This is a genomic window from Pantoea sp. GbtcB22 (assembly GCF_019091025.1).
Classification (GTDB): domain Bacteria; phylum Pseudomonadota; class Gammaproteobacteria; order Enterobacterales; family Enterobacteriaceae; genus Pantoea; species Pantoea leporis.
In genome coordinates, this window is sequence record NZ_JAGXKB010000007.1 from 1 (window position 1) to 20,092 (window position 20,092).

The following is a 20,092-nucleotide window of genomic DNA, read 5'->3' on the forward strand; positions in this document are numbered from 1 at the left end:
CTGACGTCAAGTCCACGGGCAAGTGCGGCCAGCCGCTGCATGTTTCTGCCGGCAATAATAATATTCAGGCCGGCACTTTTAGCCAGGGCGGCGGCCATCCGACCCGTGTAACCGGTGGCGCCATAAATCAGTAATGTTTTCATGGTTGAGGGTGCTGCCATTTTTTATAAACAAATTCCAGGCTGTAGCCATCGGGGACGAAAACGCCGGCGGCGTAGTAGCGGGGATCGTAGTGAAGCCGGGCGCCAGGTGCGCCATTGTCAGACGCGCCGGCACGCATGGCTGAAGCATAGGCTTCGTTCACCATTGTCTGATTTCGTGCGACAAACCCGACATGTACAGAAGCTGGTGCAACAGTTCCTTCGCGTAGCCAGAAAAAAATCCGGCCCTGAGCACCGAACCCTTTCAAATCCGGGTGGCCGGGCGGCCCCTCTTTTCCGTCATAATCATGACGAACCGTGATGCCGAGAGGAGCAAGCGCTTCCGTATAAAAACGGACAGAACGGTCTGTATCGCTGACCGTAAGAAACAGATGATCCAGCATAAAACCTCCGGAAGGATTCAGATTTGGTAGCCGCCGGCAACCTCAATGGATTGTGCGTTGATCCAGACGCCGTCATCACAGACCAGGCCTGCGATAACCCGGCCGACATCATCCGGCTCCCCCACGCGTTCCAGCGCGGTCTGTGAGGCGAGTAGCGCCTCAAATTCATCATTCAGCCCTCCGCCAAGCGACGTACGGATTGCACCCGGAGAGACTGCGTTTCCCCGGATGCGCCGAGGCCCGAACTCTTTGGCCATATAGCGGGTCAGTACTTCAAGGCCGCCTTTAAAGGCAGCGTAGGGCGCAACACCTGCCGTCGCCACGCGCGTGGTGGCGCTGGTAACGTTGATGATGTGTCCTCCATCGCAAATCAGTGGCAGCAGCTTCTGGGTCAGGAAAAAAGGGCCCTTCAGGTGCACGGCAAAAAGAGTGTCGAACTCACTCTCCGTCACCGTTTCAATCGGGTTGAAGAGTCCAAACCCGGCGTTGTTTACCAGCACGTCAATGTGCTCACGTTCCCAGGTGATACTGACTATCTCAAGTAAGGCATCGCGGAAAGTGCCGAAGGTTTCGGTGCGAGCCACATCCAGATGCAGCGCAACGGCATGGCCGCCTGACGCTTCAATCTCCTTCACAACCCTCAGGGCAGATTCAGGATGGCTGTTATAAGTCACAATCACCCCCATCCCTTTAGCCGCGCACTGCTGCGCCACACTGGCGCCAATTCCGCCACTGCCGCCGGTAATCAGTACAATTTTCAAGGTTTCATCCTTTCTGTCTGCGAGAGGAAAAAGGATAAAACCTCCGGGACAGCTCTGCCTCTGCGTTCCTGCTCGATTCTTGCCTTTTTCTGCTTTATGCTCGCTTTAATCATCATACTGAGGAGGCTGACCTTGACACTGGAACCCCTGCTTGACGAACTGCGCCTTCTGGCCGCTCATGCCCGACTCTGGCGAACCGAAACCGGTATACCGCGTGTGGCAATGGTGCAGGGGGACGTTCCCGCGCATGCTCTGGCTGCGGTCTATGAGCCGATGGTTAATCTCATACTGCGGGGAAGTAAATCCATGACGGTAGGTGACCGGGTATTCCACTACAACCCTGCTTCTTACTTTGTCATGTCAGTAGATTTGCCAGCCGTAGGCGAAGTCCTTCCCGAGGCCACCGGTGCTCCTTATCTCGCGGTCAGTCTGACCCTGACACCTGAGCGGATAGCGACGTTGTTGACTGATTTAACTCCCGTGAAGGCTGATCCACAGTCGGGTGCTTTTTCCGTTGCTGCCGTCACGCCCGAGCTGCTGGATGCCTGGGTAAGAATGCTTCGCCTGATGAAGAGCCCTGAAGATATCCCGGCTCTCGCACCGGTATATGAACGTGAAATCCTTTATCATGTTCTGAAAGGCCCACATGGCTGGATGCTGAGGGATATTGCTTCACCGGGAACCATGCTGGCGCGTATAGGTAATGCGATTCGCTGGATTAGACATAATTTTGCTGATGAATTTGTGGTTGAATCACTGGCCGCACAGGAAGCCATGAGCGTATCGGCTTTTCATCGTCATTTTAAGTCCGTGACAAACATGAGTCCGGTCCAGTATCAGAAGCGCGTCCGTCTTCTCCATGCCAGAACCAAATTACTGGCGCGCCAGCAGAGCGTCACGTCTGTTGCCATGGAGGTGGGTTATCGCAGCGTGCCTCAGTTTAATCGCGAGTACGCCCGTTTCTTTGGCCGCACTCCTTTGAAAGACGTTGCAAGTCTAAGGTACGACGCTGATGGTGCAGAAAGCCCGCTGAATCACCACGTTTGATGCGGCAGTAAATTTTGCTGCCGTAACAAAGCAATAACTCACCACACGATATTTCACTTCGCGGGTAGCAGCCAGGCGAAACTAACAGGCCGTAATTCAGATGGGATTCAATTTCGCAAAGTGACGTCCGGCCATCTTACTCATCCTTTCTGACAGACGACTTCGATGTTATTACCGTCAGGGTCTAAGATATAAGCGGCGTAATAGTGAGAGTGGTAATGATTGCGAATTCCCGGTTCGCCATTGTCTCTACCGCCTACCTGTAGAGCGGCACGCCAGAATTCGTCAACTATGGCCCGTTCACTGGCAGCAAAAGCCAGATGTGTTGAGGCGCCTGTTATGTCTTTATCATGAAGCCAGAGCCTCGGGTACCCCTCCGGGCCCAATCCATACCGGGCACCACCAGTTAGAGTCCGATCCGGGGGTACAGAAACAACCAAGCTGAACCCCAGCGGAGCGAGGGCTGCTTCAAAGAATTTGAGCGATACCAGAGCATTTTTTACAGCAATCTCAACATGGTCGATAACAGACATAACTTTTACCTCCTGATTAAACATTTTTTGGCGTCAGGAGAGTGCTGAATGCCTGACCGGCCAGCTGACCCACGGCAGTTAACCTGGCTTTTGACAGTCCCGTTACTGCGGCTGCAGAAAATCCCCGCAACGTTGTCACGACATAATCAGAAAGCTCCCGGTCCCGTGCAGGTTCATACTGCCGGATATAACTTCTGATGAACTGAATTCCTGCCTCACCATAGCGGCTTGCCAGCTCGCGGGCCTGCGGATCATCGGCACGCATACCTTCAGCCACAAGACAGCCTCGCTGGACTGAGGATCGGGCGTATAAACGTGCAGCAGTCATAAAAAGATCTGCAACCGCCTCATTCAGCGGCCTGCCCGGAGTCAGGATTTTGTCCGCCGGTAGGTTTCCCTCTGCAACATAGAGATCCAGGCAGCGTTCAAACAGCCCTGCTTTACTACCGTAAGCGGCATAAAGGCTGGGAGGATTTATATTCAGCATCTTTGTCAGTTCCGTGATACCCACAGCATCATAACCACGCTGATGAAACAGCGCTTTAGCTGTCTGCACGCCGGACTCTCTGTCAAATACCCGCCTGGGTGCTTTAATTGTTTTTTCGGTATCGCTCATAGTTTTTATCCGTTGCATCAGAAGTGTTTCTGTTTGCCATCTTAAAACTTTTTTGTAGTGACCGCTACAAGAAGTTAGTGACAGCCCGCTCAGAATTTCTTATAGTGACCACTACAAAAAAATACATGGTGCAATTATGAATCAGTCATTTAATAGAAAGGTTGCCGTTATCACTGGTGGTGGAAGCGGCATTGGTCTGGCTATAGCGAAAAATCTGAGCGACGAAGGCGCAGACGTCATTATCACTGGCCGGAATGCACAAACCCTTCAGGAGGCGTTAAAGACTCTGGGGGAAAATGTAAAAGGTATCGTTGCTGACGTCAGCAGCAAAGTTAGTCTTGATGAGCTTTATGAACAGGTTAGAGTGGAATTCGGTTGCATCGATATTCTTGTCGCTAATGCTGGCGGTGGGGTGCATGCTCCGCTTGGTGAAATCACTGAAAAACAGATCCACGACCAGTTTGCCACAAATGTTACAGGTGTTGTGCTGACTGTTCAGCAGGCTTTGCCCCTGCTTGGAAAGGGTTCAAGCGTGATTATCATTGGTTCGACGGCGTCAGCAGACCCGGGTCCTACCATGAGTATTTATGGTGCGACCAAAGCCGCAGTCAGAAACATGGTGCGAAGCTGGATTACAGAGCTGCACGGTTCGGGTATACGCATAAACATTGTCAGCCCAGGTCCTGTGAATACAGCGTCGCTCAGAGCCGCATTTGGCGATAATGCCGAAGAGGGGATCGCCTTCCTCACCGCTAAAAGTCCGTTGGGACGTATCGGAGAGCCGGAAGAAATAGCCTCTATTGTTTCTTTCCTAGCCAGTGATGCCTCAAGTTATGTGCATGGTATAGAGCTGTTCGCTGACGGTGGCGCCTCTCAGTACTGACAGAGGGTAGGTATGTTCATTTAACAAAATTACTCTTTTACCCGTTGTGTTAGCCCAGAACGCAGATGTCTGCTTTGGAGATGCGGACATTTTGGTGCTTCTTATCGAATTAGAGCATTGAGCTCAAATGGCCGTTGAAATGATGTTCGCGGACATGGGGACATTACGGATAAACCCTAAAGGATAATTCATATTTGTCATAGCAAAAACGATTCTTGGTGCAGATGAGGGATAGCGAGAATTGACAAAATCTGAGGTTTTATTGACAGGTGTCGCAATCATTGCAATTATTTACGCCAACGAGAAAAGGGCACCAGCACGAACTGGTACCCTTTCTTGAAGATTTTTATGTTCAATCTTGGATGATGCATCTGCAAATGCAGTCACCGTTGCTTTGAACACCATCTTCGTTTAGACACCCGTTAGAGATCTCACTTCTAACCAGTGTGCTTCGATGTATGGTGCCCGGACGCGGAATCGAACCACGGACACGGGGATTTTCAATCCCCTGCTCTACCGACTGAGCTATCCGGGCAACGGGGCGCATTAAACCCTACTCGCGCGGCACCGTCAAACGCTTTTCGGCAAAAATCAGCTGACTGATGCCTTTTACAGCAACCTCCAGACCAACCGGTAAAAATTCATTCGCCTATCGCTGGTATAGGTGAATTTTTAGTCGCTTATGCCGATAACCTTGCTGACAACCGATACCAATAATAAGGTCCACCATGTTCAGCACTATTACATCAGGAATATTGTCACGCCTTGCGTGGCAAAAACGCGGTCACAGCAAGGCAACGCTCAGTTCATTACAAGATGCCATCGCCATGGTCGAATTCACCCCAGAAGGGAAGATCCTTACCGCCAACGAGCTGTTTCTCGAGCGCATGGGCTACACGCTCAAAGAGATTGTTGGTCAGCATCACAGCATGTTCTGCACCACAGATATGCTTAACTCGCCGCAATACCGCGACTTCTGGCGACGCCTGAATCGCGGCGAAGGCTTCAGCGATAAATTCCTGCGCGTGGCAAAACACAGCCGTCCTATCTGGCTGGAGGCGAATTACGTGCCGGTGCAGGATCGCAGCGGCCGCGTGATTAAAATCGTCAAGCTGGCGAGCGATATCACCGCGCGCATCATGGACGCGCAAGAGCAGCGCGCCATGACCACTGCGATTGAGCGTTCGATGGCGGTGATCGCCTTCAATCTCAAAGGCGAAGTGTTGATGACCAACGACAACTTCCTGAAAACCATGGGCTATAACGCGTCAGAAGTGATCGGCGTGCATCACAGCCAGTTCTGCCCGCCGGAGATGCGCAACAGCGACGAATATCGCCGCTTCTGGCACAAGCTGAATCAGGGCGAATTTATCTCCGGCCAGTTCCAGCGCGTGAATAAACGCGGCCAAACGGTGTGGCTGCGCGCCACTTACAATCCTGTGTTTAACGAAACCGGCGAGCTGTACAAAGTGGTGAAGTTCGCTACCGATGTCACCGCGCAGGTGGAGAAGAATCAGCAAGAGCGCGACGCGGCGCAGCAGGCGTATCAAACTGCGCTGCAAACCAGTGAAAGCACGCGCCTTGGCGCCACGGTGATTGAGAACAGCGTGCAGACCATGAATGATTTGGCGGGCGAGCTGCACGGCATTTCTGGTGATATCAACGATCTGAGTCAGTCGTCGGATCGCATTGGCGCCATTGTTGAGAGTATTCGCCGGATTGCCGATCAAACCAACCTGCTGGCGCTGAACGCCGCGGTGGAAGCGGCGCGTGCCGGTCAGCATGGTCGCAGCTTTGCCGTGGTGGCCAATGAAGTGCGCACGCTGGCGGCCAACATCAATCGCGCCACCACCGAAATTGAGAACATGGTGCAGCAGAACCATACGCTGGCGGAGAAAGCGCTGAAAGGTATCGCCTCCAACCTGAAACGCGCCGATCAGGGCGTGGGGTTGGCGAAGGAAGCTGGAGGCATGATGGCGGATATTCGTGACAGTTCCAGCGAAGTGGTACGCGCGATTGGGCATGTTACCGCGACATTGCGAGAGGAGTGATGCGTTGCAGGTTGCAATGCACCGCGCCCCCACAAACTATGCGGCATGACAATAACCTGCCATGGCCGCATGGTTTACTGCGCCGCCGTCGCCACCGGCGGCGGTGTGGCTTCCGGCATAAAGATGTGGTCGAGAATATTACGCATCAGCGGTGCCGCCGTGACGCCTTCGTTGCCGCCGTTTTCCAGTATCAACGCCACCGCCACTTTGGGATCGTTAAACGGCGCAAACGCGGTGTAGAAGATGTGGTCACGCAGACGCATCGGCGTCATTTTGGCGTTATACACCTGATTCTGTTTCAGGCTGAACACCTGCGAGGTGCCCGATTTCGCTGCAATGCCATAAGGCGCAGTGTGAAAGTATTTGTAGCCGGTGCCGTTCGGCGCATTCGCCATACCGAACATGGCGTGGCGCACCAGCGACCAATACGGCGATTTAGCATCGCCAATCTGCGGCTGCGGTAGTTTTGCCTGGTAGAGCTGCACCTCCTTGCCGCGCTGTGATTTCTCCAGCAGATGGGGATTGATCACACGCCCGTTGTTGATGAGCGCCACCATCGCTTTCACCATCTGAATCGGCGTCGCCACCCAATAACCTTGCCCAATGCCCACCGAAACGGTATCGCCCTGATACCACACGTGTTTGTGCACCTTCTGCTTCCATTCGCGGCTCGGCAGCAATCCAGCGTACTCTTCGTTAAGATCGATGCCGGTCGATTTGCCGTAGCCAAACTGGCTCAGCATGGTGTGGATGCGATCGATGCCCATCATAAACGCCACCTGATAGAAGAAGCTGTCCGCCGACTCTTCGATGGCTTTGGTGACGTCCAGCATGCCGTGACCGGTTTTTTTCCAGTCGCGATATTTACGATCGGTGCCCGGCAGCGTCCAGGTCGGCGCGCCAAATAGGGTAAAGCTCGGTGTGATGACTTTGGTCAGCAGCGCCGACATCGCCATATAAGGCTTCACGGTGGACGCCGGTGGATACAAGCCTTGCGTAACGCGGTTGATCAGCGGCAGGTCTTTATCCTGCAGCAGGGCTTTATAGGCTTTGTAGCTGATGCCTTTGACGAACGGATTGGGATCGTAGCTCGGCGCGGAAACCATCGCCAGCACGCTGCCGTCGTGCGGATCTTCAATCAGCGCCGCGGCACGTTGCCCGGCTAGCTGACTCTCGACGTACTGCTGCAGATGCAGATCGAGCGTCAGCGTGATGTTCTGACCGGCCACCGGCGGCACCTCTTTTAGCACGCGCACGATGCGGCCGTGGTTATCCACTTCCACTTCCTGATAGCCGGTTTTGCCGTGCAGCAGCGACTCGTAATAGCCTTCAATGCCCTGCTTACCGATGTTGTGGTCAGCCGCGTAGTTCTCGCCAACGCCTTCTGCGTTCAGGCGTTTGTAGTCGTTATCGTTGATTTTCGAAACATAGCCAAGCACGTGCGCCAGGTCGGCACCGTAAGGATATTCACGGTCCTGATAGGTATCGACGGTGACGCCGCTAAAGCGGAATTGATTGACGGCGAAGCGCGCGACTTCTTCGTCAGTCAGTTGCGCTTTCAGTTCAACCGGCTTGTAGCGGCTGTTCTGTTTGAGCTCGTGCTCGAAGGTTTCAATCTCTTCCGGCGTGAGATCGACAATCGGCGTCAGCGCTTTCAGCGTTTCCTGCATGTTGTCGATTTTGTACGGCGTGATGTGAATGTCATACCAGCTGACGTTGCGCACCAGCGGAATACCGTTGCGATCGAAGATCAATCCACGCGTGGGCGCGATGGGGATCATTTTGATGTCGTTTTCGTTGGAACGCGTCTGGTAATAGCTGTGCTGATCGACCTGCAGGCGATACAGGTTGATGCCTAAGATGGTAAAGCAGATGACAACCAGGGCAAAAGCGACAATCGCACGGCGGGCAAACAGCTTTTCTTCTGCTTCGAAATTACGGAAATTCATCAGGTGGGCTTAGTCTCTTTGTTATCACGCTAATGATAAGCAGAGATTGTTTCAGAGCCAGCACGAAGATGCACAAGCCTGGGTAAAAGTGTGTCAGATGTTTACGGGATGGTGCGGTCTGGTGCTTTCACCCCGGCCCTCTCCCACCGGGAGAGGGAGAAAAAAAGCGCCGACTGGTCCCCTCTCCCGCGTGCGGGAGAGGGTTAGGGTGAGGGAAAAGAGATTAATCGCCCAGCAGCACTGACTCCAGCGCGATCTTAATCATATCGTTAAAGGTGGTCTGACGCTCAGCCGCCGTGGTCTGCTCGTGGGTGCGGATGTGGTCCGACACGGTACAGATGGTCAGCGCTTTCGCACCAAACTCTGCTGCCACGCCGTAAATACCCGCCGCTTCCATCTCCACACCCAGAATGCCGTACTTCTCCATCACGTCGAACATCTGCGGATCTGGCGTATAGAACAGATCGGCGGAGAAGATGTTACCCACGCGCGCATCAACGCCCAGCGCTTTCGCGGCATCAACGGCGTTACGCACCATGTCGAAGTCAGCAATCGCCGCGAAGTCGTGATCCTTGAAGCGCATGCGGTTCACTTTGGAATCGGTGCAGGCACCCATACCAATCACCACGTCGCGCAGTTTCACGTCTGCGCGCACTGCGCCGCAAGAACCGACACGGATAATCTTCTTCACGCCGAAATCGGTGATCAGCTCTTTGGTGTAGATCGAGCAGGATGGAATGCCCATGCCGTGACCCATCACCGAAATCTTGCGGCCTTTATAAGTCCCGGTGTAACCCAGCATGCCGCGCACGTTGTTCACTTCCACCACATCTTCGAGGAAGGTTTCAGCAATGTGCTTTGCGCGCAGCGGATCGCCTGGCATCAGCACGACGTCCGCGAAATCACCCATTTCTGCATTAATATGAGGCGTTGCCATGGTTATTTTCCTTATTAAATTTGGGGCGCTGTTTTACAGCATGCTCTTGCCGTAGTCCATGCTGGACAGGCCAAAATATTTTGCGATGGTCTGGCCGATATCCGCGAAGGTATCGCGGTATCCCAGCGATCCTGGCTTCACATTCGGGCCGTAGATCAGAATCGGAATGTGCTCACGCGTGTGCTCGGTGCCTTTCCAGCTTGGATCGCAGCCATGATCGGCGGTGAGGATCAGAATGTCGCCCTCTTTCACCAATTCCATCAGCTCTGGCAAACGACGATCGAACAACTCCAGTCCGCCCGCATAACCGGCGATATCGCGACGATGTCCCCACGTTGAGTCAAAATCAACGAAGTTAGTGAACACAATCGAAGTATCTGGCGCTTTCTTCATCTGCTCGATGGTAGCGTTGAACAGCGCGTCTAAGCCGGTGGCTTTGACTTTCTGCGTGATGCCCTGCTCGGCGTAGATATCGGCAATTTTACCCACCGAAATCACTTCACCGCCCTTCTCATCGACTAGTTTTTTCAGCATGGTCGCTGAAGGCGGCTCCACCGCCAGATCGTGACGGTTGCCGGTACGCTCGAAGTTACCCGCTTTGTCGCCCACGAACGGACGCGCAATCACGCGACCGATGTTGTAGCCACCATTGGTCAGCTCCTCACGGGCGATTTCACACAGTTCGTACAGACGATCAAGGCCAAAGGTCTCTTCATGGCAGGCAATCTGGAAAACCGAATCCGCCGAGGTGTAGAAAATCGGCTTACCGGTTTTCATGTGCTCTTCGCCGAGCTGGTCGAGGATCACCGTGCCCGATGAGTGACAATTACCGAGATATCCCGGCAGATCGGCACGTTTCACCAGAGTATCCAGCAGCGCCTGCGGGAAGCTGTTCTCTTTATCGCTGAAGTAGCCCCAATCAAACAGCACCGGCACGCCGGCGATTTCCCAGTGGCCCGACGGCGTATCTTTACCGGACGACAATTCGCTGGCGTAAGCATACGCACCGATGATTTCCGCGTTGGGATCGAGGCCTGGCGGGAAACGACCGGTAGAGAGCTCAGCCGCTTTGCCGAGGCCCAGTTTGGTCAGGTTCGGTAAGTGCAGCGGGCCTTCGCGACCTTCATTGGCGCGGCCTTCGAAACAGGCTTCGGCGATATGGCCGAGCGTGTCCGATCCTTCATCACCGAATTTATCGGCGTCTTTGCTGGAGCCGATCCCGAAGGAGTCGAGAACCATAATAAAAGCACGTTTCATGCAAGTCTCCTGCGCAATGCGCGATGACAAGTCAAAAAAAAGCGATCAGATCAGTATACCCGAACGGCCGCTGCCTGGCACGAAGAAGCGCCAGTTATTCGCTAATGCGACGATAAACTACCGGCGTGATCGCTGGCGCAGTATCGCTCAGCGTGATGGCTGCTTTAACGGCGGCGGCGGCCTGCTGCCACTGCGCTTCCGACGCGGCGTGGATAATTGCCAGCGGACGCTGCGCGTCAATCTGCGTGCCGAGCGTGGTCACGTCGCTCAAGCCCACGCTGTAATCAATGCTGTCGCTGGCGCGCTGGCGCCCCCCGCCGAGCGCAACCACCGCCATGCCGAGCGCACGCGTATCCATTGCGCTGACGATACCGGCGCCATCGGCGTATACCGCTTTGCTCAGCGTTGGCGCGGGCAGATAGCTGTCCATGCGCTCGATGAAATCTACCGGACCCTTTTGCGCCGCCACCATGCGGGCAAATACTTCAGCGGCTTTGCCGTTATCCAGCACCTGCTGCAGCTTTTGGCGCGCATCGGCGTCATTCTCAGCCAGTTTGCCGGAGATCAGCATTTCCGCGCACAGCGCCATCGTCACTTCCAGCAGGCGCGGATTGCGCGCCTCGCCGGTCAGGAACTGCACCGCTTCACGCACTTCCAGCGCATTACCGGCGGTAGAAGCCAGCACCTGATTCATGTCGGTGAGCAGCGCGGTGGTTTTACAACCTGCGCCATTGGCGACGCCAACAATCGCCTGCGCCAGATTTTCTGAGGCTTCAAAGGTCGGCATAAAGGCGCCGGAGCCCACTTTCACATCCATCACCAGAGCATCCAATCCTTCCGCCAGTTTTTTGGCGAGGATCGACGCGGTGATCAGCGGGATGGAGTCCACGGTGGCAGTGATATCGCGCGTGGCGTAAAAACGTTTGTCGGCCGGCGCCAGCGAATTGGTCTGGCCAATAATCGCGATGCCGACGTCTTTAATAATCTGGCGGAAACGATCGTCGCTCGGGAAGATATCAAAGCCCGGAATCGCTTCCAGTTTATCCAGCGTGCCGCCGGTGTGGCCGAGGCCGCGCCCGGAGATCATCGGCACATAACCGCCGCACGCCGCTACCATCGGGCCGAGCATCAGCGAAGTGACATCGCCAACGCCGCCGGTGGAGTGTTTATCAACAATCGGGCCGTTGAGATTCAGCGATTTCCAGTTCAGCACCGTGCCGGAGTCGCGCATCGCCATAGTCAGCGCCACGCGCTCGTCGAGCGTCATATCATGGAAATAGATGGTCATCGCCAATGCGGCAATTTGACCTTCCGAAACGCTGTTGTCGCGCACGCCGTTGATGAAGAAGCGAATCTCCGCTTCACTCAGCGCCTGGCCGTCGCGTTTTTTACGAATAATTTCTTGTGGCAGGAACACGGTTGCCTCCCTGAAGGGATAGAAATTGAAATGATACGGCAGCTTGCACCTGCCGTAGCGGCGCGATTTATCGCGCGATGTTAAGTCGGGGCTGAAGCGTAAAAACCAGCGCGATAAATCGCGCCGCTACGAATCGCAGAACCATCAGCGCAAGAGATTAATAACCGGCTTTGCTGGTCGCGGTTTCGTGGCCCAGCGTATTCAGCAGGCTTGCCAGCAGGCTGGAGGCACCAAAGCGGAAATGACGCGCATCCGCCCAGCCTTCACCCAGAATGTCGTCCGCCAGCTGCAGATAAAGCGCCGCGTCTTCTGCAGTGCGCACGCCGCCCGCCGGTTTGAAACCAACCTGCTGCTTCACGCCTTTGTCGCGGATCACTTGCATCATGATCGCCGCCACTTCTGGCGTCGCGTTGACCGGCACTTTACCGGTGGAGGTTTTGATGAAATCGGCACCCGCATCGATAGCGATTTCCGAAGCGGCACGAATCAGCGCTTCGTCTTTCAGCTCGCCGCTTTCGATGATCACTTTCAGCAGCACGTTCGCCGCCGCGCAGGCTTCTTTACAGGCTTTCACCAGCTCGAAACCGATATCGCGGTTGCCGGCAATCAGCGCACGATACGGGAACACCACATCCACTTCGTCAGCGCCGTAGGCGATGGCCGCGCGGGTTTCGGCCAGCGCGATCTCAACGTCATCGTTGCCGTGCGGGAAATTGGTGACGGTGGCGATGCGGATTTCCGGCGTGCCCTGCTCGCGCAGCGCTTTACGTGCTGCCGGGATGAAACGCGGATAGATGCAGATGGCAGCGGTGTTACCGGCTGGGGATTTCGCCTGACGGCACAGCGCGATCACCTTCTCGTCGGTGTCATCTTCGTTCAGGGTGGTTAAATCCATCAGTTGCAATGCGCGCTGTGCTGCTGCTTTCAGGTCGGTCATGATGCTCTCCAAAATTCAGATCGGCGGGCACAACCCACCGGGGAATGTGATAATTCTAACAACTACCGTGACAATGAATTGCGCTTCACGTCACACGAAAAAGAAAACCTGTCATTTAAATACAATTATTTAGTGATGATTATCACAAATAATCGCTAACCAGGCGGGAATGCGTCGTAATGGTCATTGTTATTATTATCACAAAAATGGACGCAAAAGTGTACTCTCAGCTTTATCAATGTAGCTAATCAGGCGTAAGGCAGCGTAAATGCAGAATCTGTCGGGGGGAGAATCAGGCAGGCAAGGCGAACAGCTGCTGGCTGTTATGCCAAAGCGCATCGGCGATCGCTTCAGGGGATTCGCTGCGTAACTGACACAGCACGTCAAACACATTGCGCGCCCGCTCGGGGCGATTGGGCTGCCCCTGAAATCCTTGCAGCGGCATATCGGGCGCGTCGGTTTCCAGTAACAACGCCTTGAGCGGCAGGTTGGCGATGGTGTTGCGGGTTTTACTGGCGCGTTCATAGGTGATAGTGCCGCCAACGCCAATGGCATAGCCAAGCTGAATAAAGCGCTCCGCCTGCTGCTGGCTACCCGCAAAACCGTGTACCACGCCACGACGCGGCAGATCGTGACGACGTAAATGCAGCGCTAATTGATCGTGGGTGCGGCGCGAGTGCAGGATCACCGGCAGATCGTATTGCTTCGCCAGCTTGAGCTGCTTATCGAGCAGCCGCGTCTGTTTGGCAAATTGCGCATCGTCCATATAGAGATCGAGGCCGATCTCGCCGATCGCCACACGCTTGCTATCCGGCTTTTTCAGCCAGCGCGCTAATTCATCAAGGTGCGCATCTTCCTGATGCTCAGCAATATTGATTGGATGCAGACCCAGCGCGGCATACAGCGCCGGATGCTGCTGCGCCAGTTGCGTCACAAGCGCGAAACGGCTGGCATCCACGCTCGGTACAATGATGCGTTCCACGCCGGCTTGCGCAGCGCGTGCAATGCTGGCGTGCGCATCATCAACGAACGGCGGGAAATCGAAGTGGCAATGCGTGTCGATAAACTTCATGCCAGCGAGCCTTTATCAAAATCGGCATCGTTTTCCGCCAGTGCGGGCGTAATCAGCGGGCGATTGTCAGGCGCATTCGCCACGGCGGCCGGCGGCGTAACCGTGGTTGAACGCACCAGCGGCTCAGCATCACTCAACCATTGACCAAGCGTGGCGAGGAAATAGCGCCCGCTGCGGCGACCTAAATGGTAATCCTGATTCAGCGATGACAAGCGGCTGCCAAGCGCCATGCTCGCCAGCGGTTTTGGCGGACAGATTTCGATGATGCGCAGATTATCCGGCGGCTGCTCGATGAACTGCTGAATCTCGCGATAGCTCTCTTCATGCTGATGCAGGATGTTGATCATCGGCTGCAATGCGCTGTCGGACAAAAAGCGCTCCATGCGTTTAAACCACTTCGGCGTGTAGGACACCTGCGACGGCACCGTGCGGATCACCACAATGGTGTCCGCGCCACGGCGCGCAGCTTCGCGTACCGGAATAGCATCGCTGATGCCGCCGTCAAGATAGCTCACGCCGTCCATCTGCACGCCGCTGCGGTAAAAACCGGGGATCGCGCTGGAGGCTTTTAGGATGTCGTGCCAGTTGGTGCTGATCGGGTTGAAGTACTCGGCGCGGTAATCGTCGCTGCGGCAGGCGCACATATAGAATTCGCTGCCTTTGGCAAACAGCCCTTCGGCGGTGTTGAGCGCCAGCGGGAATTCCTGTTTAGTGATATCGATCAGCCAATCGAGATCGATAAGATGCCCGCCGCGCACGAATCGTAGCGGATCAAAGAACAGTTTGCTGGTGGTGTAACGGGAGATCACGCGTCGCGCGTAGCCAGGCTGGCCACAGACAAAAGCCGACAGGTTTTGCGCACCGGCCGAGGTGCCGAGTAACAGTTGAAAAGGATTGAAGCCTGCGCGTTGAAATTCGTCCAGCACGCCTGCGGTAAAGATGCCGCGCTGACCGCCGCCTTCGCACACCAAGGCGATTTTATTTGATTTGAAAGGAGTTAAAGCCAGCGGTTCGAATGAACCTAATGTCAACGGAATACGTGTGCCCAATGGATGTCCCTCAGTGTTGCTTGCTCTGAGGGAGTCGCCGAAGCAGCATCCCGGAGAACCAGTCATTGTCGTTCCCTGACCAATTGCTTCTGCAATCGTTGCGGCTTCGTAGTATGCCGCACAAGACCGGTCTCCGCTTTAGGTGACTCGCGGGTTAGCGTCTATTGAGACGCAAGTAGTCAGGGTCGTTTGCGCCCGGTAAACAGGCTCACGAGGAACAGAATAATACCGACAATGAAGACAATTTTAGCTGCCCATGCTGCCGTACCCGCCAGACCGCCGAAACCTAATGCCGCAGCAATCAGAGCGATGACCAGAAAGATAATACCCCAACGAAACATAAGCCTCTCCTTTACCATTGTGAAAATCGAACTGCTTATTTACACCTTTGTTTTTATTACGAAACGGCACCTGCTGGTGCCGAGTCGCTCGCGTTAAGATTTCACCTTCAGGTCATTCTTCACGCTTTTCACGCCTTCAATGGCTTTGGCGATCTTCTCAGCACGATCGGACTGTGCCTGATTCGCCACTTCCCCTGATAACTGCACCACGCCGTCGGTGGTTTCAACCTTAACGTTGCGTGATGGCACGATATCATCTGCTAAAAGCTTAGCTTTAATTTCGCTGGTGGTTGCGGTATCGCCCGCATAACCTTTCAGAGAAGCATTTTTGCTGTCTTTAACGTGTAGTTTGTCGCTGACGGATTTCACACCTTCGACTTTCTGCACCAGCGCGACGGCTTTTTCAGCCTGATCCTGAGAAGCCACGAAGCCGCTCAGTGTCACCACGCCATCGTGCGTTTTGACGGAGATATCCGTGCTTTTAATTGCGTCATCGTCCACCAGCGCCGCTTTGGCTTTAGCCGTGATGCCGCTGTCATCCATATAACCATCGACTTTTTTCATAGAGCTATCGATCTTCGCACCCGCGCTGTCGGAGGTTTGCTGTGCTTTCTGCGACAGTGATTCATCTGCAAACGCCGCACCGCTCAGCAGAGCAGAACCGGCCAGGGCAGCAATCAGGGTTTTAGCAATCTTAGTCTTATTCATCGATATCATCCTTCTATCAGTTAACTCATCCGTTATCGCGGATGCGCCAGCAACGAACGGCGTTGCTGAGTTACTGGACGTAATGAAACCCGCAAGGTCTCTTTTCTCGTCCGACAGGATAATAGTAGTAGGGATTACAGCTTTTGCTGGCTCTTGTGGTTGATATATCGCCAAAAAGAGAAAAAAACAGCGGAATTAGGAGGAGTCTGTAACAAACAAAACAGGGCCAGTGAAAATCACAGGCCCTGCTGGTAACGGCGATTAGTGCTCGCGCGTTTTGCGGAATCTCACGTCAGGATAGCGTTCCTGAGTGATGTTGAGGTTCACCATGGTTGGCGCGATATACGTGAGGTTATCACCGCCATCGAGCGCCAGGTTTACTTCGTTTTTACGCTGGAAATCGTCGAATTTCTTCGCATCATCACACTCAACCCAGCGAGCGGTTGAGACGTTGATGGCTTCGTAGATCGCTTCAACGTTGTATTCGCTTTTCAGGCGCGCGACCACCACTTCGAACTGCAGCACACCGACCGCGCCCACAATCAGATCGTTGTTGTGTACCGGGCGGAACACCTGCACCGCGCCCTCTTCCGACAGCTGAACCAGCCCTTTCAGCAGCTGTTTCTGCTTCAGCGGATCGCGCAGACGGATACGGCGGAACAGCTCTGGCGCGAAGTTCGGAATGCCGGTGAACTTCATGTTTTCACCCTGCGTAAAGGTGTCGCCAATCTGAATGGTGCCGTGGTTGTGCAGACCAATGATGTCGCCCGGATAGGCTTCTTCTACGTGCGAACGATCGCCGGCCATAAAGGTCAGTGCATCGGAAATCACCACATCTTTACCGGTACGCACCTGGCGCAGCTTCATGCCTTTTTCGTACTTGCCGGATACCACACGCATAAAGGCGACGCGGTCGCGGTGCTTCGGGTCCATGTTTGCCTGGATCTTAAACACGAAGCCGCTGAATTTCTCTTCCTTTGCTTCCACCAAACGCGCGTCGGTGTTGCGCGGCATTGGACGCGGCGCCCAGCTAACCAGGCCATCCAGCATATGATCAACGCCGAAGTTACCCAGCGCGGTGCCGAAGAACACCGGCGTGATTTCGCCACTCAGGAACAGCTCCTGATCGAACTCGTGCGAAGCGCCCTGCACCAGCTCCAGCTCATCGCGCAGCTGCTGTGCCAGATCTTCGCCTACTGCGGCATCCAGTTCTGGATTCGCCAGCCCCTTAACAATGCGCACTTCCTGAATGGTGTGGCCTTTACCGGTTTGATACAGGTAAGTTTCGTCGTTGTAGAGGTGATAAACCCCTTTGAACAACTTGCCGCAGCCAATCGGCCAGGTAATTGGTGCGCAGGCGATCTTCAGCTCACTCTCCACTTCATCCAGCAGCTCCATGGGATCGCGGATGTCACGGTCGAGTTTGTTCATAAAGGTGATGATTGGCGTATCGCGCAGGCGCGTCACTTCCATCAGCTTACGGGTGCGATCCTCAACACCTTTCGCGGCGTCGATTACCATCAAACAGCAGTCAACCGCCGTCAGCGTACGGTAAGTATCTTCAGAGAAGTCTTCGTGTCCTGGCGTATCCAGCAGGTTCACGAGGCTGTCGCGATACGGGAACTGCATCACCGAGGTGGTGATGGAGATACCACGTTGTTTCTCCATCTCCATCCAGTCCGATTTCGCGTGCTGGTTGGAGCCGCGGCCTTTGACGGTACCGGCGGTTTGAATCGCCTGTCCGAACAGCAGCACTTTTTCGGTGATTGTGGTTTTACCGGCGTCCGGATGCGAGATGATCGCAAAGGTACGGCGGCGCGCCACTTCTTCTAAAAAGGAGGCATTAGACATTGAGTGAATTCTTCTTCCAGGGCAACACGCGGACAGCGCGCTGCGAATAAATCGTTTCGAGGTCATTCCGCAGGGTAACGCGGCCAATGGCGACGCAGTGGCGTCGGTTCACAGCAAGAGGTGTGCGATCTACATTGGCGGCAGTCCTGAATCCCGTCAGCATTGAGGCGGCATAGCATACAATATTTCGCCGAAAGGGGGAATCGGTGCCCTAATAGCCCTCACCCTAACCCTCTAATCACCCCAACACCCGCACCACTGCCGCCTTGAAGATCTTCACGCCAATCTCCAGCGAGCTCAGCTCAAAGCGCATCTCAGGATGATGTAAACCCGGCACCAGATTGGTTCCCAATCCCCAGAAACCGGCTTTCACCTGCGGTTTTTTCACCGGGTAATAGAAGAAATCTTCGCTGCCCGGCGTGGTTTTGGTATCCAGCAAACCGGCTTCGCCCAGCACGTCGACAATCGCCGCGCGAATCACCGCCGTAGCTTCCTCATGAATTTCTGCCGCCGGCATCTCTTTTAGCACCACCACGTCCGCCGTGGCACCCAGCGCCGCCACGCTGTGCTGAATCGCCAGCGTGACTTTCTCTTTCAGCACCGCCATTGGCGCGTTTTCCTGCGAACGTAGATCCCACACCACGCGCGCCTCATCCGGCACCGAGTTGGTCACGCCCGCATCACACAGAAAGCGTGTAGCTTTCACGCTCCAGGTCAAACCCGGCGGCAGATGGATGGCGTTGACGGCCTGTACCGCTTGCACCGCCGCATCCAGCGCGTTGACGCCCAAATGCGGACGCGCCGCATGCGCCGGTGCACCTTTGATGGTGGCTTCCAGCGTGCTGCAGGCAGAGTAAATCACCGCTGGCGTCGCCTGTCCCACATGACACTCTTCCAGCGGACGCACATGGAAGCCGAGAATCATCTCCACATCCTCCAGCGCGCCGCCCTCAATCATCGCCAACGCACCCGCACCGAGCTCTTCCGCCGGCTGGAACAGCAGCTTGAGCCGCCCTTTCTTGATCGCGCCCTCTTTCATCAGCTCTTGCGCTGCCGTCAGCACCACCGACGAATGGCCATCGTGGCCGCAGGTGTGACGCGCACAGGCTACGCCATCAATGATGTGGCCGAGCGCATCCATATCCGCACGCAGCGCCAGCACCGGACCGGGCACGCCGCTGTCGATTTCCGCCACCATGCCGGTGGTGTTATTGATGCCGCGCGTCACCTTAATTCCGGCGCTCTCCAGCTGATCGGCAATATAAGCAGAGGTTTTAAATTCCTGAAAACCCAGTTCGGGAATTTCATGCAGAAAATGGTAATGCTCTAAGACGTTCGACACCGCTAAGCTCCTGACAAGTAAAGGCAAGCCTCAGCATCGCCCGATGCGCAGCTATAATCAATCCAGCGTGAATGAAAATTAGTCAAAAATGAGAACTCCTCGCATTCAACATGTGGAATAATTCCATTTACAATCAATAAGATAAATTCAACCTTTTTGCGAAAAACCCTTCACAAAAAAGTATAGATTGATGCATAATTCGCCGTACTTCACCTGACAAATTAAAAAGGACTCAGCCATGTTAACTGCTGAAATGACCTCGCGTTTAAACGACCAACTGAACCTCGAATTCTTCTCTGCCAACCTCTATCTGCAGATGAGCGCCTGGTGCTGCGATAAAGGCTATGAAGGTGCCGCCTCATTCCTGAAAATGCATTCTCGCGAAGAGATGCAGCACATGCAGAAGCTGTTCGATTACGTCAGCGATGCCGGCGCTTTGCCGGTACTGGGCAGCATTGCGGCGCCGGCGATTAGCTGGAATTCACTCAACGACGTGCTGGAAGAAGCGCTGAAACATGAGCAGCTGATTACCAAAAAAATCAACGAGCTGGTGCACACCGCCTTAACCACCCAGGATTACTCAACGTTCAACTTCCTGCAGTGGTACGTTGCCGAGCAGCATGAAGAAGAGAAGCTGTTCAAAACCGTGCTGGATAAACTGGCGATGGTCGGCAACAAAGGCGAAGGCCTGTTCCTGGTGGACAAAGATCTCGGCCACATGTCCGTCGACGGCCACGGCGCATAATAATAAAGATTACACACAGCAAAAATTGAGAACGCCCGACATGTCGGGCGTT

Annotated in this window: 19 protein-coding genes and 1 tRNA gene; 4 read left to right on the forward strand and 16 right to left on the reverse strand. The window is 54.7% G+C overall.

All coding sequences use genetic code 11. From position 1 onward, the window contains the following. Positions 1 to 139 precede the first annotated feature (139 nt). A complete protein-coding gene (locus KVT28_RS18960; RefSeq protein ID WP_217549671.1) occupies positions 140 to 544 on the reverse strand; it encodes a VOC family protein in 405 nt (134 codons plus the stop codon). 17 nt (positions 545 to 561) lie between these two features. Beyond that, the gene (locus KVT28_RS18965; RefSeq protein ID WP_217549673.1) at positions 562 to 1,305 is read right to left on the reverse strand and encodes an SDR family NAD(P)-dependent oxidoreductase; all 744 of its coding nucleotides are present in this window, start codon (positions 1,303 to 1,305) and stop codon (positions 562 to 564) included. 96 nt (positions 1,306 to 1,401) lie between these two features. Between KVT28_RS18965 and KVT28_RS18970 the strand changes: the two genes are divergently transcribed. Beyond that, complete coding sequence (locus KVT28_RS18970; RefSeq protein ID WP_217549675.1) at positions 1,402 to 2,352, forward strand: AraC family transcriptional regulator; 951 nt, start codon at positions 1,402 to 1,404, stop codon at positions 2,350 to 2,352. A gap of 140 nt (positions 2,353 to 2,492) precedes the next feature. Here the strand turns inward: KVT28_RS18970 and KVT28_RS18975 are convergent, their stop codons facing one another. After that, positions 2,493 to 2,885 (reverse strand): VOC family protein, encoded by a 393-nt coding sequence (locus KVT28_RS18975; RefSeq protein WP_101761834.1) that lies wholly within the window; start codon positions 2,883 to 2,885, stop codon positions 2,493 to 2,495. 16 nt (positions 2,886 to 2,901) lie between these two features. Further along, complete coding sequence (locus tag KVT28_RS18980; RefSeq protein ID WP_254633584.1) at positions 2,902 to 3,501, reverse strand: TetR/AcrR family transcriptional regulator; 600 nt, start codon at positions 3,499 to 3,501, stop codon at positions 2,902 to 2,904. A gap of 136 nt (positions 3,502 to 3,637) precedes the next feature. On the opposite strand from KVT28_RS18980, the gene KVT28_RS18985 reads away from it, so the two are divergent. After that, complete coding sequence (locus KVT28_RS18985) at positions 3,638 to 4,384, forward strand: SDR family NAD(P)-dependent oxidoreductase (RefSeq protein WP_101761832.1); 747 nt, start codon at positions 3,638 to 3,640, stop codon at positions 4,382 to 4,384. Positions 4,385 to 4,843: 459 nt separating this feature from the next. Here the strand turns inward: KVT28_RS18985 and KVT28_RS18990 are convergent. Then, a tRNA-Phe gene (locus tag KVT28_RS18990) sits at positions 4,844 to 4,919 on the reverse strand. Between the two features lie 193 nt (positions 4,920 to 5,112). Here KVT28_RS18990 and KVT28_RS28155 point away from each other — a divergent pair. Further along, positions 5,113 to 6,435 (forward strand): PAS domain-containing methyl-accepting chemotaxis protein, encoded by a 1,323-nt coding sequence (locus tag KVT28_RS28155; RefSeq protein WP_101761831.1) that lies wholly within the window; start codon positions 5,113 to 5,115, stop codon positions 6,433 to 6,435. A gap of 74 nt (positions 6,436 to 6,509) precedes the next feature. Here the strand turns inward: KVT28_RS28155 and mrdA are convergent, their stop codons facing one another. The 11 genes from mrdA to KVT28_RS19050 all read right to left on the reverse strand — a co-directional run bounded on the left by mrdA (position 6,510) and on the right by KVT28_RS19050 (position 19,295). After that, a complete protein-coding gene (mrdA, locus tag KVT28_RS19000; protein WP_217549679.1) occupies positions 6,510 to 8,384 on the reverse strand; it encodes a penicillin-binding protein 2 in 1,875 nt (624 codons plus the stop codon). 223 nt (positions 8,385 to 8,607) lie between these two features. Then, on the reverse strand, positions 8,608 to 9,321 hold the full coding sequence (gene deoD / locus KVT28_RS19005; protein WP_008103284.1) for a purine-nucleoside phosphorylase: 714 nt from the start codon (positions 9,319 to 9,321) through the stop codon (positions 8,608 to 8,610). Positions 9,322 to 9,354: 33 nt separating this feature from the next. After that, entirely contained in the window at positions 9,355 to 10,578 is a 1,224-nt protein-coding gene (gene deoB / locus KVT28_RS19010; RefSeq protein ID WP_101761829.1) for a phosphopentomutase, read from the reverse strand. 94 nt (positions 10,579 to 10,672) lie between these two features. Next, a complete protein-coding gene (gene deoA, locus KVT28_RS19015) occupies positions 10,673 to 11,995 on the reverse strand; it encodes a thymidine phosphorylase (protein WP_101761828.1) in 1,323 nt (440 codons plus the stop codon). Positions 11,996 to 12,152: 157 nt separating this feature from the next. Beyond that, the gene (deoC, locus tag KVT28_RS19020; RefSeq protein ID WP_192412100.1) at positions 12,153 to 12,932 is read right to left on the reverse strand and encodes a deoxyribose-phosphate aldolase; all 780 of its coding nucleotides are present in this window, start codon (positions 12,930 to 12,932) and stop codon (positions 12,153 to 12,155) included. Positions 12,933 to 13,224: 292 nt separating this feature from the next. After that, the gene (locus KVT28_RS19025; protein WP_192236323.1) at positions 13,225 to 14,004 is read right to left on the reverse strand and encodes a TatD family hydrolase; all 780 of its coding nucleotides are present in this window, start codon (positions 14,002 to 14,004) and stop codon (positions 13,225 to 13,227) included. Further along, positions 14,001 to 15,053: a patatin family protein gene (locus KVT28_RS19030; protein WP_110867276.1), complete on the reverse strand. Its 1,053-nt coding sequence runs from the start codon at positions 15,051 to 15,053 to the stop codon at positions 14,001 to 14,003. The genes KVT28_RS19025 and KVT28_RS19030 overlap by 4 nt, the downstream gene beginning before the upstream one ends. Positions 15,054 to 15,232: 179 nt before the next feature. Beyond that, a complete protein-coding gene (locus tag KVT28_RS19035) occupies positions 15,233 to 15,394 on the reverse strand; it encodes a DUF1328 domain-containing protein (protein ID WP_007893192.1) in 162 nt (53 codons plus the stop codon). A 93-nt stretch (positions 15,395 to 15,487) separates the two neighbouring features. Beyond that, positions 15,488 to 16,102, reverse strand: a complete 615-nt coding sequence (gene osmY / locus KVT28_RS19040; RefSeq protein ID WP_101761824.1) for a molecular chaperone OsmY — start codon at positions 16,100 to 16,102, stop codon at positions 15,488 to 15,490. 261 nt (positions 16,103 to 16,363) lie between these two features. Further along, positions 16,364 to 17,953 (reverse strand): peptide chain release factor 3, encoded by a 1,590-nt coding sequence (gene prfC, locus KVT28_RS19045; RefSeq protein WP_101761823.1) that lies wholly within the window; start codon positions 17,951 to 17,953, stop codon positions 16,364 to 16,366. 238 nt (positions 17,954 to 18,191) lie between these two features. Beyond that, a complete protein-coding gene (locus KVT28_RS19050; protein WP_217549681.1) occupies positions 18,192 to 19,295 on the reverse strand; it encodes an amidohydrolase in 1,104 nt (367 codons plus the stop codon). A gap of 238 nt (positions 19,296 to 19,533) precedes the next feature. On the opposite strand from KVT28_RS19050, the gene ftnA reads away from it, so the two are divergent. Further along, on the forward strand, positions 19,534 to 20,040 hold the full coding sequence (ftnA, locus tag KVT28_RS19055; protein WP_137386484.1) for a non-heme ferritin: 507 nt from the start codon (positions 19,534 to 19,536) through the stop codon (positions 20,038 to 20,040). The last annotated feature ends 52 nt before the right edge of the window (positions 20,041 to 20,092 follow it).

Excerpts from the sequence above, each read along its gene's own strand:
- deoD (WP_008103284.1), bottom strand. The coding sequence starts at position 9,321 with ATGGCAACGCCTCATATTAATGCAGAAATGGGTGATTTCGCGGACGTC.
- KVT28_RS19035 (WP_007893192.1), bottom strand. The coding sequence starts at position 15,394 with ATGTTTCGTTGGGGTATTATCTTTCTGGTCATCGCTCTGATTGCTGCG.
- KVT28_RS28155 (WP_101761831.1), top strand. The coding sequence starts at position 5,113 with ATGTTCAGCACTATTACATCAGGAATATTGTCACGCCTTGCGTGGCAA.
- KVT28_RS18980 (WP_254633584.1), bottom strand. The coding sequence starts at position 3,501 with ATGAGCGATACCGAAAAAACAATTAAAGCACCCAGGCGGGTATTTGAC.
- KVT28_RS18970 (WP_217549675.1), top strand. The coding sequence starts at position 1,402 with ATGCTCGCTTTAATCATCATACTGAGGAGGCTGACCTTGACACTGGAA.
- deoB (WP_101761829.1), bottom strand. The coding sequence starts at position 10,578 with ATGAAACGTGCTTTTATTATGGTTCTCGACTCCTTCGGGATCGGCTCC.
- prfC (WP_101761823.1), bottom strand. The coding sequence starts at position 17,953 with ATGTCTAATGCCTCCTTTTTAGAAGAAGTGGCGCGCCGCCGTACCTTT.
- deoC (WP_192412100.1), bottom strand. The coding sequence starts at position 12,932 with ATGACCGACCTGAAAGCAGCAGCACAGCGCGCATTGCAACTGATGGAT.
- KVT28_RS19025 (WP_192236323.1), bottom strand. The coding sequence starts at position 14,004 with ATGAAGTTTATCGACACGCATTGCCACTTCGATTTCCCGCCGTTCGTT.
- ftnA (WP_137386484.1), top strand. The coding sequence starts at position 19,534 with ATGTTAACTGCTGAAATGACCTCGCGTTTAAACGACCAACTGAACCTC.
- KVT28_RS18975 (WP_101761834.1), bottom strand. The coding sequence starts at position 2,885 with ATGTCTGTTATCGACCATGTTGAGATTGCTGTAAAAAATGCTCTGGTA.
- osmY (WP_101761824.1), bottom strand. The coding sequence starts at position 16,102 with ATGAATAAGACTAAGATTGCTAAAACCCTGATTGCTGCCCTGGCCGGT.
- KVT28_RS18960 (WP_217549671.1), bottom strand. The coding sequence starts at position 544 with ATGCTGGATCATCTGTTTCTTACGGTCAGCGATACAGACCGTTCTGTC.
- KVT28_RS18985 (WP_101761832.1), top strand. The coding sequence starts at position 3,638 with ATGAATCAGTCATTTAATAGAAAGGTTGCCGTTATCACTGGTGGTGGA.
- mrdA (WP_217549679.1), bottom strand. The coding sequence starts at position 8,384 with ATGAATTTCCGTAATTTCGAAGCAGAAGAAAAGCTGTTTGCCCGCCGT.